The following is a 13,861-nucleotide window of genomic DNA, read 5'->3' as shown; positions in this document are numbered from 1 at the left end:
AAACAATGCAAAAACAGAAGGAACGGACAGCCAATGCGCGCTGAAATCGAGACGCTGGTCGACGAGATCAAGCAGGCCATAAGCCTGCTGAGGAGGCATCTTTGACTGGGATACGTCAATCAAACGACTTGGCTATCTGAACCAGCTTGCCGAAGATCCCGCGCTGTGGAATGACGCGCAGGAAGCCCAGAAGCTCATGCGCGAGCGCCAGCAGCTGGAAGACGGTATCAATTCCATCCGCACGCTCAGCCAGTCGCTCGAAGACAATATCGAGCTGATTGCCATGGGCGACGAAGAGGGCGACAAGTCCATCGTCGCGGAAGCGGAAGAGGCCATTCGCGCCATCAAGGTCGAAGTGGACCGGCGCCAGATCGACACGCTGCTGTCGGGCGAAGCCGATGCCAACGACACCTATGTCGAAGTGCATTCGGGTGCCGGCGGCACGGAAAGCCAGGACTGGGCGTCGATGCTGCTGCGCATGTATACGCGCTGGGCCGACCGCAAGGGCATGAAGGTCGAGCTGCTCGAAATTCACGACGGCGAAGAAGCGGGTATCAAGTCGGCCACCATCCTGATCAAGGGCCACAATGCCTATGGCCTGATGAAGACGGAATCGGGCGTGCACCGGCTGGTGCGCATCTCGCCGTACGATTCCAATGCGCGGCGGCATACATCCTTCTCCAGCATCTGGGTCTATCCCGTCGTCGATGACAATATCGAGATCGCGGTGACGGAATCGGATGTGCGCATCGATACCTATCGCGCGTCCGGCGCCGGCGGCCAGCACGTCAACACCACGGACTCGGCGGTGCGCATCACGCACATTGCAACGGGTATCGTCGTGCAGTGCCAGGCGGAACGTTCCCAGCACAAGAACCGTGCCACGGCGTGGTCGATGCTGCGCGCCCGCCTCTATGAAGCGGAACTGGAAAAGCGCGAGCAGGCGGCCGATGCCATCTCCGCCTCCAAGACCGATATCGGCTGGGGCCACCAGATCCGCTCCTACGTCCTGCAGCCCTATCAGCTGGTCAAGGATTTGCGCACCGGCGTCGAAAGCACCAGCCCGCAGGATGTGCTCGACGGCGACGTCGACATGTTCATGGAAGCAGCGCTGGCGCACCGCGTGCACGGCAGCGACGTGGAAGTGCAGGATATCGCTTAAGCCCAGCATGACGGCTGAATCAAAATCCCCCGGCAGGAGATGTCCTGCCGGGGGATTTTTTATGATGATCTGATCGCCCGCGTTCAGCGGCCTAAAGTTCAGCGGCAACCTCGCGGCCGATGGTCAGGAAGCCCGCGGGATTGACCGCGCTGCCGTTCCGGCGCACCTCGTAGTGGAGATGCGGGCCGGTGGAGCGTCCAGTGCTGCCGACTTTGCCGACGACGTCGCCGATCTTGATTTTCTGGCCGGGGGTGACGAGAATCTGGCTCATATGGCCGTAGCGGGTGGAAAGACCATTACCGTGGTCGACCTCCACCATATTGCCGTAGCCGCCATTGTAACCCGCTTCGGTGACCGTGCCATTGGCCGTGGCGCGAACCGACGAGCCGCTCATGGCGCGAAAATCGATGCCGGAGTGAAACGCCATCGAACCGATGATCGGGTCCTTGCGTACGCCGAACGTGCTGGAAACAGGCATGCCGGGGACGGGATTGGAAATCGGGATGGATTTGGCAAGCGCCTTGGCGCCTTCCAGACGTTCCAGCGCCTGATCGAGGTCGTTCAGCTTGGCGTCAAACGGGGCAACGCTGCCAGCGGGAATGAAGGGGCCGCCCGTATCCGATTTGTCATCGAGAACGGGTTTGACCCCGGTTGCGGCAAGCGCTTCCATGATCTTGTCGGCATTCTCATAGGCGGTGTTGGACAGCGCCTGCATCTGGGCGATCTGCCTGGCCTCGATATCCGTCAGCGATGTAGTGACCGATTTCAGCAGCAGTTCGGCCTTGTCGACGCTCTTGCGCGGCCTGTCATCGCGCGGTGCCGGTTTGTGGGTCACGCTGGTCGGACCGGTGATGATCGGATCGATGCCATAGAACGCATCATCGTCGTTCGATCTGACGATATCCTGGCCGTTGCTGTCCATCGGCGCATTGCTGTCCGCCTCGGGCGGAATGGCTGCACCGGCATGTTCGGCCCGCTCCAGCATGGGGGCAAGCTTCGCGTGGCGTTCCGTGAGGGATTTTTGCCGCTGGATGAGTTCGGCGACCTTGCCTTCCATTGCCTGCTGGTCAAGCAGCTGGCGGCTGGTGACCTGGTCGAGCTGCGTGCGCAGGCTGGCGATGCGGTCCTCATAGGCCTGCTGCAGCCGCGCCTGGCGCGCCACGCTGCCGTTGATCAGGTCGTCGCGGAAAACCAGATAGGAGGTGGCGATGAGGTAAGTGCCGGCCAGCGCAAAGGCCAGCGTGCCGCCGAGGATGGCGGCCCAGGGGCGCAGGGTGAAATGACGGATCGTTTCACCCCGCGCGATGATGATCGTGTGGGGTTCCTGCTGGTTGCTGAAGATGGGGGAATGTTTTGCCTTCTTCATGGCCGCTTCGCTCGTCATTTTGCAGCTTCAATTTATAGAAGGTATTACACCCGGTTATGGTTAACAAATCCTGACGGAACCCCGATTTTCCATCAATTTCAGGTAGAATGCGGTAGTGGCGGCCCTGGATCTGCCCTAGAGAGCCTTCACTGCTTCGAGGACTTCGGCGGCGTGATTGGGAACTTTGACCTTGTTCCAGATCCGGGCGATCCTGCCGTTCGAATCGATCAGGAAGGTGGTGCGCTCCACACCCATATATTTGCGGCCATACATGCTTTTTTCGACCCAGACGCCATAGGCTTCCAGAATCGTTTTTTCTTCATCGGCAACGAGATCCACCTTGAGATCGTACTTCGTCTTGAACTTGTCGTGCTTCTTGGTGGGATCGGGCGACATGCCGATGACCTTGGCCCCCAGTTTTTCGAATTCCGGCTTCAGCCCGGAAAACTCGATGGCTTCCTGGGTGCAACCGCTCGTATCGTCCTTGGGATAGAAATAGAGAACAACGGGTTTCCCGCGCAATTCAGCCAGGGAAAGCGTTCCGCCGCCATCGCGGGGAAGGGTGAAATCCGGGGCAGAACTGCCGATATCGAGCGTTGTCATAGGAAAGCCTTTCTTTCATCATTGAATGCGCGCCTCACTTGGGCAACTATAAGAGAGGCACGGGAATCGCCTACGGTTTCCCACATGATTCCTCAATTGGCTTGGGAATTTGACAGAGAAACCGAAAAGAGTCCGTTTTACAAAGCGGGACTTTCTAAAATTTCATCATTACCCCTCTGCGGTCGAGCAAGGCGAGGTGCCCGTGGCCATGCCCGCGCGCCGCTCGCGGTTTCGGTTCGCCTGCGGGGCGCTGGCGTCGTTCCTGATTCTTCTGGTGGTTCTGGCCGGCGTGGCGTTTGTCGTGCTGCGGGTGGGTATCGGCGGTGAAGCCCTGACCCAGCGCGCCCAGGCCGCGCTCAAATCCGTTGTCGGTCCCGATACCGACGCGACGATCCAGTCGGCGCAAATTTCCCTCGACCAGCGCAAGCACGTGGCGCTTGAAGCGCGCAACGTCAATATTTCGGACGTGAAGCGCGGGGTCGAGATCAAGAACATCCGTTCCGTGCGCATCGGCCTTGCCACCCTGCCGCTGCTGCAGGGCGATGTGAAGGTGCAGAGCCTCGAACTGACCGGCGCGCAGATCAAGGTCGCAGCCAGCCAGGAGCCGTTCGACTTCATGTCGATCGTGCCGCAGGACGATCGCGGCCTCGTCAACCTCGACGGGGTTTCCAAACTCATTTTCACCGGATTACAGAACGCGGTTTCGCTGCTGGACCAGCGGGAAACCCGCGATATCACGGTTGCCGATGCAAGCTTTGATTTTACCATTGCCGGGCGCCCGGAAAACCTGCGCATCATCCATCTGGAACTGACGGAAACCGGCGGTCCCGTGGCCATCAAGGGCATGGTGGAATGGCGCGGAAAAATCATCGATGTCGCGGCGCAGGTGAAGCGTGCGGCCCTTGGCGCCAAGATCGATTCGTTCTCCCTTGCGATCAGCAAAATTCCGCTCATCGGCGAACAGGGTGAAGCGCCGGTTGCCGATGCCGATGGCATCAAGCCGGACACTTCCTATTTCGCCTACAACAATGAAGCTGAAATCCGGCTGGAGGGCGTGGCCGGGGCGGACACCATCCCCATGCGGATTTCGGGGTCGCTCAATGTGGGCGAAGGGCCGGTGAGCATCGGCAATGTGGAGAATATGGGCGCCAGTGCCCAGATCAATTTCGAGCATCTCTTCGGTACTGAGAAGATTGAAATCACGCCGTCGGCCATCCATTTTGGCGGTTTCAAAGGCGTGATCGAGGGAGCGGTCGGACCCGAACCGCTGCCGGAGGATGCGACGGCGGTCGCCGCCGTTGCCAATCCCGGCTATCGTTTTGAACTGATCACCCAGGAAGCTGTTTCCGCCCCGGCGGATTCGAGCGAACCGCCATTCGCCTTCAACGCGCGTCTTGCCGGCCGGTTTGCGCCCGATGAGGCCAAGCTGGACATTTCCGAGATCGCCGTGCGCGCCGATGGCGAGAGTGAGCTTTACGGGCAGGGCAGTGCCATCTTCGGCAAGGGGTCGCCAGCCATGACGCTGGCGCTGCGCATACCGAAAATGCCCACCGCCCAGGTCAAGCAGCTGTGGCCGATCTGGGTGGCGACCGGCGCGCGCCGCTGGGTGCTCGACAATCTGTTCGGCGGCGATGTCAGGGACAGCCGGGTCGACGTGATGTTTGCCGCCGGCCGTTTCGATGGTCCGGGCAAACCGCCGCCACTGACGGCCGATGAAGTGCAGGTGGATTTCAACGTGCAGGACACGCGCTTCGACATTGTCGGCGATCTGCCGCCCATTCGCGATGCGGATGGTGCAATCAGCGTGCGCGGTGCCTATACCACGATCAAGCTGCTCAAGGGCTCGGCGTTCACGCCCGGCAACCGGGAGGCGCACATTGTGGACGGCACGCTGATCATCCCGTGGGGCCCGCAGCGTCCGGTGCTGTCGGAGCTTGATCTGAATATAGCAGGCGATGCCTCGGCCATTGCCGAAATCGCCGGTTTCAAACCGATCAATGCGGTCAAGGGTGTGCCTTTCACCCCGGCGGATATCAGCGGCGATGTGAAAACCCATGTCCTCGTGACATTCCCCGTGACCCGCCATGCGCCGGAGGGAAGCCTGCAATGGTCGGCGGAGATCGCGCTGAACGGCGTCAATCTTGCCAAAAAGGTCGATGGCCAGACCATAACCAATGCCAACGGGACGCTGAACGTCAACGACACCGAGGCGAATATCGATGTCAAAGCCCAGCTGAACGGCGTTCCGGCCGATATCATGATGTTCGAGCCGCTTGGCAGCAATCCGGCCAAGCGCAAGCAGTCGGTTTCGCTGCAGCTGGACGACAAGACCCGCAACGCCCTGTTTCCAAGCCTCGATCCGTTCATATCCGGCCCGGTCAGCATCGATATCGACAAGGCGGCGGATGGCTCGCAGGTCGCGGTCGCGGATTTGTCCAAGGCCGAGGTCAGGCTTGCGCAGCTTGGCTGGACCAAGGGCGCCGGCGTGAAGGCCACCGCCAAATTCGGCTTGCAGCAGGATGCGGACAATATCAGCATCCGCAACCTCGATATTGCGGGAGAAACGTTCCGGCTGCGCGGCGACATCCTGGTGGCCAAGGGCGATCTCGTCAGCGCGGATTTCAGCCAGGTCAGCCTCAACCGGACCGACGATATCGCCGTCAAGGTATCGCGCACCGGCTATGGCTACCGGGCCGATGTGAAGGGAAAATCCTTCGATGCACGGTCGCTGCTGAACCAGGTGACCGACAAGAAGCAGGCGGGCGACAGCAATGACAAGAAGCGCATTCTGGTCAATGCCGATATCGATGACGTCCAGGGTTTTTATTCCGAAAGTTTTGGCAATGTCTCGCTGTCCTATGAGGGGGTCGGCTCGCACGTGTCGGGCCTTGCCTTCAACGCCGTGACCAAATCTGGCCAGAAGGTCATTGCGACGGACAGTTCGGAAAGCGGCGCCCGTTCCGTCAGCCTGCAGTCGAAAGATGCGGGCGCGGTCCTGCGCTTCACCGGCTTCTATGACAAGATGCAGGGTGGCAGCATTGTTGTCGCGCTGGATTCAAAGGGCGATGGCCCCCTGCGCGGGCAGATCGATGCGCGCGACTTCACCCTCGTCAACGAGCCGAGACTGGCAAGCCTCGTGTCGTCCTCGCCCAATGGCACAAGCCTCAACGATGCGGTGAAAAAGAACATCGACGTGTCGGTCGTCACCTTCGAGCGCGGCTTTTCGCAAATCGAGAAGGGCAAGAACTATATCAACCTCGCCAATGGCGTGGTTCGCGGTTCGACCATCGGTACCACCTTCCAGGGCGTGCTCAGCGATCCCCAGGGCAATATGGCGCTGACGGGCACCTTCATGCCCGCCTATGGCATCAACCGCATTTTTGGCGAATTGCCCGTCCTTGGCCTTCTGCTCGGCAATGGACGCGACCGCGGCCTGATCGGCATCACCTACAAGTTGCAGGGGCCGATCAAGCAACCGCAGATCATCGTCAATCCGATTTCGGTGATCGCGCCGGGTATTTTCCGCTCGATCTTCGAGTTTCAGTGAGAAGCACAATCGCACTTCCCGTCCGGTCTTAGACCGGACGAACGAGAATGTGCTTCTTCTTGCCCAGCGACAGCTTGACGATGCCGTCGCCTGTCACGTCAGCGGTCGAAACCTGCGCCTTTTCGTCGGAAACACCGGCGTCGTTCACCCGGACCGCACCGCCCTGAATATGGCGGCGGGCCTCGCCATTCGAACCGGCAAGGCCGGCCTTGACCAGCAGCGTCAGGATGCCGATGCCGCCCTCGAGCTCGCTCGTCGCGATGTCGATGGATGGCAGGTTGGCCGCCAGCGCGCCTTCCTCGAAGGTCGTGCGCGCGGTTTCTGCGGCCATGGCGGCGGCTTCGCGGCCATGAACGATGGCGGTGGCTTCGGTCGCGAGGATTTTCTTCGCCTCGTTGATTTCCGAACCGCCAAGCGCTTCCAGCCGGGCAATTTCATCGAGCGGCAGGCGCGTGAAGATTTTCAGGAAGCGGCCGACATCGGCATCTTCCGTGTTGCGCCAGTACTGCCAGAAATCATAGGGACTGAAGACATCTTCGTTGAGCCAGACCGCGCCGGTGGCCGATTTGCCCATCTTGGCGCCGGAGCTGGTGGTCAAGAGCGGCGTCGTCAGTGCGTAGAGCTGCGGCGTTCCCATGCGGTGGCCAAGGTCAACGCCGTTGATGATGTTGCCCCATTGGTCCGAACCGCCCATCTGCAGCACGCAGCCATGGCGGCGGTTGAGTTCAACGAAATCATAGCCCTGCATGATCATGTAGTTGAATTCGAGGAAGGAGAGAGACTGCTCCCGGTCCAGCCGCAATTTGACGCTGTCGAAGGACAGCATGCGGTTGACGGAAAAGTGGCGGCCGACCTCGCGCAGGAATTCGACATAGCCGAGGCCCATCAGCCAATCGGCATTGTTGACGAGGAAAGCATCCGTCGGGCCATCGCCGAAGCGCAGGATGCGGGCAAAGATCCGCTTGATGCCTTCGATGTTGGTGTTGATGGCTTCGGGTGTCAGCAGCTTGCGCTGTTCGTCGCGGAAAGAGGGGTCGCCCACCATCGAGGTGCCGCCGCCCATCAGGGCAATCGGCCGGTGGCCGGTTTCCTGCAGCCAGTACAGCATGGTTGCTGATATGAGGTTGCCGATGTGCAGGCTCGTCGCCGTCGCATCATAGCCGACATAGGCTGTCACTGTCTCCTTGGCGAAAAGCGCATCCAGACCGGCCTCGTCGGAGACCTGGTGGATGAAGCCGCGCGTGGAAAGCGTGTGCAGAAAGTCGGATTTGAAGGCAGACATGAGTTTTTCCTGAAACTTTTACGTAGGGAAGCGTCCGGCTTGAAGAAACGTGCCGAACAAGACGTGGCCGTTTAACATCATTCGGGGCCGAATCACAAGAAAGGGTGTGACGTGACAGCGATAAGGCGGGCAATTGGCCTGATGAGCGGGACATCCATGGATGGAATCGACATCGCGCTCATCGAAACCGACGGCAGAAACGCGGTGCAGCGCGGGCCTTCGGGGTTTGTACCCTATGAGTCGGCCTTTCGCCGCCGCATCGAAGCGGGACTTGAGGAGGCCAAATCCATCCGCAGGCGCGATGAGCGGCCCGGCGGTCTCGCTGCCATCGAGCAGGAACTGTCCAGGCGCCATGGCGAGGCGGTGCTCGGCTTCCTCTCGGACTATAAGTTCAGCGCCGATTCCATTGATATCATTGGGTTTCATGGCCAGACCGTTCTGCACCGCCCGCAGGAGCAGCTGACCGTGCAGCTGGGTGATGGCCGGTTGCTGGCTGATATGACAGGCATTCCCGTCGTTTACGACATGCGCGCCAATGACATGGTGCATGGCGGGCAGGGTGCGCCGCTGGTGCCGGTCTATCATCAGGCACTCGCGGCAAGGGTTCCGGTCGGGCCCGGCAGGGGCAAGCCGGTCGTCTTCGTCAATATTGGCGGTATTTCCAATGTGACGATTGTGTCGGGCACGGCTGATCCGATTGCCTTCGATACGGGTCCCGGCAACACGCTGATCGATCAATGGGTCGCGGACAGAGCGGGCATTGCCTATGATGCGGGCGGCATGATTGCCAGCGAGGGTCAGGTGCTGGGCGGCGCCGTGGCGCGTTATATGGCAAAGCCGTTTTTCGCGCTGAAACCGCCGAAATCGCTCGACCGCAATGATTTCACGCTTGAGGATCTTGGCAATCCGGAACTGGCCGATGGCGCCCGCACGCTCGCCAGGGTGACCGCCGATGCCATTCTCCAGGCCAGTATCTATGCACCGGAACAGCCGGCGCTCTGGGTGATCTGCGGCGGCGGGCGCAAGAATGCGACTGTCATGGCTGATCTTGCCGAGGGGGCGGCCAAATCGGGCGCAGCGGTCATTGCGGCGGAGGAATTGGGCCTAAACGGCGATTCGATGGAAGCCGAAGCCTGGGCCTATCTTGCCGTGCGGGCCCTCGATGGCCTGCCGCTGACTTTTCCAACCACGACGGGATGTGAGGTGGCCGTGTCGGGCGGGGTGATGGTGAGCCCCAACAAATAGGGGCTCACCGCAATCTATAGCTGCAACAACGCCGTGCAGCGGTTTTTTTTAGCGCAGGCGCTTCGGCTTGGCTTCGACCAGTTCGCCGTTCAGGCGGCGGTCGAGATATTCGGAGCATTCGCCGATGACTTCATCGGTCATGCCGGTGAAGAAGTGATTGGCGCCGACCATCGTCTTCTGCGTGATGGTGATGCCCTTCTGGGTCTTCAGCTTGTCGACAAGGCCCTGCACATCCTTGGCGGGAGCAACCTTGTCCTGATCGCCGTGAATGATCAGGCCGGATGAGGGGCAGGGAGCAAGGAACGAGAAATCATAGGTGTTCGGCTGTGGCGCGACCGAGATGAAGCCTTCGATTTCCGGGCGGCGCATCAGGAGCTGCATGCCGATCCAGGCGCCGAAGGAATAACCGGCGACCCAGCAGGTCTTGGAGTCCGGATGCAGCGACTGCACCCAGTCAAGCGCGCCAGCCGCGTCGGACAATTCACCCGAGCCATGGTCGAATTCGCCCTGGCTGCGGCCAATGCCGCGGAAGTTGAACCGCAATGTCGTGAAGCCGCGCTGCTGGAACATGTAGAACAGATCGTAGACGATCTTGTTGTTCATGGTGCCGCCAAACTGCGGATGCGGGTGCAGCACAATCGCGATTGGTGCATTTTTTTCCATCGAAGGCTGATAACGGCCCTCAAGACGCCCTGCAGGTCCATTGAAAATTACTTCAGGCATGTGTACTCCACTCTTCGCCACAGGGCGTCTGTCGATCAGCCGGACTTGACGGCGATCAACAGCACCCATAAAACCAGTTTAGAACCGTTCAAAACTGGTGTAGGATTTTGTCTCGAAGCGGCTTCATAGGCCGGTCCGAGGTTGAATTTCAAGAAAATTGCGCTTTTTGCCCGCGCAGAGTTTAAAAGAACAGGAATCGCGACAGATATGGCCCAAAAACGCGCCTATCTCGACTACAATGCCAGTGCGCCACTGCTTGCGGTGGCGCGCGATGCTGTTGTCGATGCTTTGGCGCAGACGGGCAATCCATCGTCTGTTCATTGGGAAGGCCGTGCTGCAAAAGCCATTCTCGAACGCGCCCGCCGCGACGTGGCTGCTCTCGTGAATGCCAAGGCCGACCACGTGTTCTTTACATCGGGTGCCACCGAGGCTGCGTCAACCCTTCTGACGCCGCATTACGTGATGGGACGGGCGCCTGTGCGGCTGTCGCGGCTTTATGTCAGTGCCAGCGAGCATCCGTGCGTTCTGGCGGGCGGGCAGTTTGCCGCCGGTCAGATCGAAACGGTTCCGGTGGATCGCAGCGGCCTGCTCGACCTTGAGCGGTTGCGTGCGCTGCTGGCCGCCCATGACAAGGGCGAAGGCCTGCCGCTGGTTGCCGTGCAGGCCGCCAACAACGAGACCGGCGTCTTGCAGCCGATCGATGAAATCGGCAGGCTTGTCAAAGCGTTCGGCGGCTTTTTTGTCGTCGATGCGGTACAGGCGGCCGGGCGCGTTCCTATCGATATTGCAACGGCTTCTGCCGATTACCTCATTCTCTCGTCGCACAAGATCGGCGGTCCGAAGGGCGTCGGCGCCATCGTTGCGGTGTCCGATCTGATCATGCCGAAGGCGCTGGTGCGCGGCGGCGGACAGGAAAAGGGCCACCGGGCCGGGACGGAAGCCTTGCCGGTCATTTCGGGTTTCGGCGCGGCGGCGCGGGTTGCCCGCGAACAGCTGCTGGCTGGTGGCTGGGGGCTTGCCAACCGGCAGCGGATTGAGGACAGCATCCGGGCGATTGCAGCCGATGCGGTGATTTATGGCGATGCTGTCGAGCGGCTCGCCAATACAACCTTCTTCAGCCTGGCGGATATGAAGGCGGAAACCGTGCAAATCGCTTTCGATCTGGCGGGAATTGCGCTATCGGCAGGCTCTGCCTGTTCGTCGGGAAAAGTCGGGCCAAGCCATGTGCTTGCCGCCATGGGGTTTGGCGATGGAACCGGGGGACTGCGGGTTTCCACAACGCCGGATACCACGCAGGAGGAGATTGCGCTGTTTCTTGATGCGCTGACGAAAATTGTCGCGCGGCGGGACCGGACGAAGCCGGTATCTGCCGATGCGGCATGAATTATCGCAGATATCGACAATAAATAGTCGATAAATGCAAAAGAATCCGGTGAATACCGGTGTTAAATCGTGCGATTGCACACTACATTGAGGCAAATATTCAAGACGACACACGCCTTGACGTTTGCAACTGCGGGACCTTGAATCCCGCGAGGATGGAGAACGCCAATGCCTGCCGTGCAGGAAACTATTGATCAGGTCCGCACCCTGGACGTGGACCAGTATAAGTATGGCTTTGAGACCCTTATCGAAATGGATAAGGCGCCAAAGGGCCTCAGCGAAGACATTATCCGCTTTATTTCGGCCAAGAAGAACGAGCCGGAATGGATGCTGGAATGGCGTCTGAAAGCCTATGAACGCTGGCTGACGATGGAAGAGCCCACATGGGCGCGGGTGAATTACCCGAAAATCGATTTTCAGGACATGGTCTATTATGCCGGGCCGAAGAATCAGACCGGGCCGACATCGCTTGCCGAGGTCGATCCCGAGCTGCTGCGCACCTATGAGAAGCTGGGAATTCCGCTGAAAGAGCAGGAAATCCTTGCGGGCGTGCGCAAGATGGGCGAACCGAGCCCTTCGGACGAAGGCGAAGAAGCCAGCGACAATGTCTATAAATCCGGCCGCGTCGCCGTGGATGCGGTGTTCGACAGCGTGTCTGTGGTGACGACCTTCAAGGCGGAGCTGGCCAAGGCCGGCGTCATTTTCTGCTCGATCTCCGAGGCGATCCGCGAACATCCGGAGCTGGTCAAGAAGTACCTTGCATCCGTGGTGCCGGTTTCCGACAACTTCTACGCGACGCTCAATTCAGCTGTCTTCACCGACGGCTCCTTCGTCTATGTGCCGAAGGGCGTCCGCTGCCCGATGGAACTGTCGACCTATTTCCGCATCAACGAGCGGGATACCGGCCAGTTCGAACGCACGCTGATCATTGCCGAAGAGGGCGCCTATGTGTCCTACCTCGAAGGCTGCACCGCGCCGCAGCGCGATGAAAACCAGCTGCATGCGGCTGTCGTGGAACTGATTGCCCTCGACGATGCCGAGATCAAGTACTCGACCGTGCAGAACTGGTTCCCCGGCGATGCGGAAGGCAAGGGCGGCATCTACAATTTCGTCACCAAGCGTGGCGATTGCCGCGGCGTCAATTCCAAGATCTCCTGGACGCAGGTTGAAACCGGTTCGGCGATCACCTGGAAATATCCGTCGGTGATCCTGCGCGGCGACAATTCACGCGGTGAATTCTATTCCATCGCCGTGTCGAACGGTCATCAGCAGATCGACAGCGGCACCAAGATGCTGCACCTCGGCAAGAACACCTCGAGCCGCATCATCTCCAAGGGTATTTCGGCGGGCAAGTCGAACAACACCTATCGCGGCCAGGTTTCGGCGCACCGCAAAGCGGAGAATGCGCGCAACTTCACCCAGTGCGACTCGCTGCTGATCGGCAATGATTGCGGTGCGCATACGGTGCCTTACATCGAGGCGAAGAACGCCACGGCGCAGTTCGAGCACGAAGCCACCACCTCCAAGATTTCCGAAGATGCGCTGTTCTACGTGATGCAGCGCGGCATTCCGGAAGAGGAGGCGATTGCGCTGATCGTCAACGGCTTCGTCAAGGAAGTCATTCAGGAACTGCCGATGGAATTTGCCGTGGAAGCGCAGAAACTGATCGGCATCAGCCTTGAGGGCTCAGTCGGATAGCCATGGGGCGGCCATCGGCCTGCCACTCGCCAAACAAGATTATTGTTGGGATCGCCGAGGCTGATCCTGAGGAATTCAAAGGGTAATACAATGCTGGAAATCAGAAACCTTCATGCGAAGATCGCAGATACGGACACCGAAATCATTCGCGGCCTGAACCTCACGGTCAAGGCGGGCGAAGTGGCTGCTATCATGGGACCGAACGGTTCCGGCAAGTCGACACTGTCCTATATTCTTGCGGGCCGCGAAGACTACGAAGTCACGTCGGGTGACATTCTTTACAACGGCGAATCCATTCTGGAACTCGACCCGTCGGAACGCGCCGCCAAGGGCATTTTCCTGGCATTCCAGTATCCGATGGAAATACCCGGCGTTGCCACGATGGAATTTTTGAAAGTGGCGATGAATTCGCAGCGCAAGGCGCGCGGTGAAGAGCCGCTGAAGATTCCGGAATTCATCGCCCGGGTGAAGACGGCTGCCGCCTCGCTCGACATGGATATCGCCATGCTGAAGCGTCCGCTCAATGTCGGTTTCTCCGGCGGCGAGAAGAAGCGTGCCGAAATCCTGCAGATGAAGCTGCTGGAGCCAAAGCTCTGCGTGCTGGATGAAACCGATTCCGGCCTCGACATCGATGCGCTGAAGATCGTTTCCGACGGTGTGAATGCACTGCGCTCGCCTGATCGCGCGGTGATCGTCATCACCCACTATCAGCGCCTGCTCGACTACATCGTTCCGGACAGCGTGCATGTTCTCTACAAGGGACAGGTCATCAAGTCAGGCGACAAGAACCTTGCCCTCCATCTCGAAGAGAACGGCTATGCCGATATCATCGGCGAGGCAGCCTGAGGAGCG

10 protein-coding genes are annotated in these 13,861 nt (G+C 59.8%); 6 read left to right on the top strand and 4 right to left on the bottom strand.

Annotation, left to right across the window (positions count from 1 at the left end; translation table 11 throughout):
• Positions 1 to 33 precede the first annotated feature (33 nt).
• A protein-coding gene (gene prfB, locus ACTJJ7_RS02045) for a peptide chain release factor 2 (protein WP_105732643.1) occupies positions 34 to 1,162 on the top strand; the annotation gives its coding sequence in 2 pieces (ribosomal slippage) (positions 34 to 102 and positions 104 to 1,162; 1,128 coding nt in all).
• Positions 1,163 to 1,253: 91 nt separating this feature from the next.
• Here prfB and ACTJJ7_RS02040 read toward each other — a convergent pair.
• Together ACTJJ7_RS02040 and bcp are read right to left on the bottom strand one after the other, a co-directional pair.
• Positions 1,254 to 2,546: a M23 family metallopeptidase gene (locus tag ACTJJ7_RS02040; protein ID WP_245420979.1), complete on the bottom strand. Its 1,293-nt coding sequence runs from the start codon at positions 2,544 to 2,546 to the stop codon at positions 1,254 to 1,256.
• Between the two features lie 117 nt (positions 2,547 to 2,663).
• On the bottom strand, positions 2,664 to 3,131 hold the full coding sequence (gene bcp, locus ACTJJ7_RS02035; RefSeq protein WP_440965025.1) for a thioredoxin-dependent thiol peroxidase: 468 nt from the start codon (positions 3,129 to 3,131) through the stop codon (positions 2,664 to 2,666).
• Between the two features lie 202 nt (positions 3,132 to 3,333).
• Between bcp and ACTJJ7_RS02030 the strand changes: the two genes are divergently transcribed.
• Complete coding sequence (locus ACTJJ7_RS02030; RefSeq protein ID WP_440965023.1) at positions 3,334 to 6,678, top strand: RNA-binding protein; 3,345 nt, start codon at positions 3,334 to 3,336, stop codon at positions 6,676 to 6,678.
• A gap of 28 nt (positions 6,679 to 6,706) precedes the next feature.
• On the opposite strand, the gene tyrS is transcribed toward ACTJJ7_RS02030, so the two are convergent.
• Positions 6,707 to 7,960 (bottom strand): tyrosine--tRNA ligase, encoded by a 1,254-nt coding sequence (tyrS, locus tag ACTJJ7_RS02025; protein ID WP_440965022.1) that lies wholly within the window; start codon positions 7,958 to 7,960, stop codon positions 6,707 to 6,709.
• Between the two features lie 111 nt (positions 7,961 to 8,071).
• On the opposite strand from tyrS, the gene ACTJJ7_RS02020 reads away from it, so the two are divergent.
• The gene (locus tag ACTJJ7_RS02020) at positions 8,072 to 9,205 is read left to right on the top strand and encodes an anhydro-N-acetylmuramic acid kinase (protein WP_440965020.1); all 1,134 of its coding nucleotides are present in this window, start codon (positions 8,072 to 8,074) and stop codon (positions 9,203 to 9,205) included.
• A 48-nt stretch (positions 9,206 to 9,253) separates the two neighbouring features.
• Here ACTJJ7_RS02020 and ACTJJ7_RS02015 read toward each other — a convergent pair whose 3' ends face one another.
• Positions 9,254 to 9,997, bottom strand: a complete 744-nt coding sequence (locus tag ACTJJ7_RS02015; RefSeq protein ID WP_342588452.1) for an alpha/beta hydrolase — start codon at positions 9,995 to 9,997, stop codon at positions 9,254 to 9,256.
• Positions 9,998 to 10,135: 138 nt separating this feature from the next.
• On the opposite strand from ACTJJ7_RS02015, the gene ACTJJ7_RS02010 reads away from it, so the two are divergent.
• The 3 genes from ACTJJ7_RS02010 (at position 10,136) to sufC (ending at position 13,855) form a co-directional block, all read left to right on the top strand.
• The gene (locus ACTJJ7_RS02010; protein WP_440965017.1) at positions 10,136 to 11,311 is read left to right on the top strand and encodes a cysteine desulfurase family protein; all 1,176 of its coding nucleotides are present in this window, start codon (positions 10,136 to 10,138) and stop codon (positions 11,309 to 11,311) included.
• Between the two features lie 168 nt (positions 11,312 to 11,479).
• Positions 11,480 to 13,009 (top strand): Fe-S cluster assembly protein SufB, encoded by a 1,530-nt coding sequence (sufB, locus tag ACTJJ7_RS02005; protein ID WP_105732650.1) that lies wholly within the window; start codon positions 11,480 to 11,482, stop codon positions 13,007 to 13,009.
• 90 nt (positions 13,010 to 13,099) lie between these two features.
• The gene (sufC, locus tag ACTJJ7_RS02000; RefSeq protein WP_105732651.1) at positions 13,100 to 13,855 is read left to right on the top strand and encodes a Fe-S cluster assembly ATPase SufC; all 756 of its coding nucleotides are present in this window, start codon (positions 13,100 to 13,102) and stop codon (positions 13,853 to 13,855) included.
• The last annotated feature ends 6 nt before the right edge of the window (positions 13,856 to 13,861 follow it).

The sequence above is a fragment of the Phyllobacterium sp. 22229 genome (genome assembly GCF_052056495.1).
GTDB lineage: Bacteria > Pseudomonadota > Alphaproteobacteria > Rhizobiales > Rhizobiaceae > Phyllobacterium > Phyllobacterium myrsinacearum.
This window is presented reverse-complemented; position numbering and strand designations above follow the sequence as displayed.

Bases quoted from the DNA above. Each gene is read 5' to 3' on its own strand.
- ACTJJ7_RS02040 (WP_245420979.1), bottom strand. From the start codon at position 2,546: ATGACGAGCGAAGCGGCCATGAAGAAGGCAAAACATTCCCCCATCTTC.
- tyrS (WP_440965022.1), bottom strand. From the start codon at position 7,960: ATGTCTGCCTTCAAATCCGACTTTCTGCACACGCTTTCCACGCGCGGC.
- sufB (WP_105732650.1), top strand. From the start codon at position 11,480: ATGCCTGCCGTGCAGGAAACTATTGATCAGGTCCGCACCCTGGACGTG.
- ACTJJ7_RS02015 (WP_342588452.1), bottom strand. From the start codon at position 9,997: ATGGGTGCTGTTGATCGCCGTCAAGTCCGGCTGATCGACAGACGCCCT.
- bcp (WP_440965025.1), bottom strand. From the start codon at position 3,131: ATGACAACGCTCGATATCGGCAGTTCTGCCCCGGATTTCACCCTTCCC.
- sufC (WP_105732651.1), top strand. From the start codon at position 13,100: ATGCTGGAAATCAGAAACCTTCATGCGAAGATCGCAGATACGGACACC.
- ACTJJ7_RS02010 (WP_440965017.1), top strand. From the start codon at position 10,136: ATGGCCCAAAAACGCGCCTATCTCGACTACAATGCCAGTGCGCCACTG.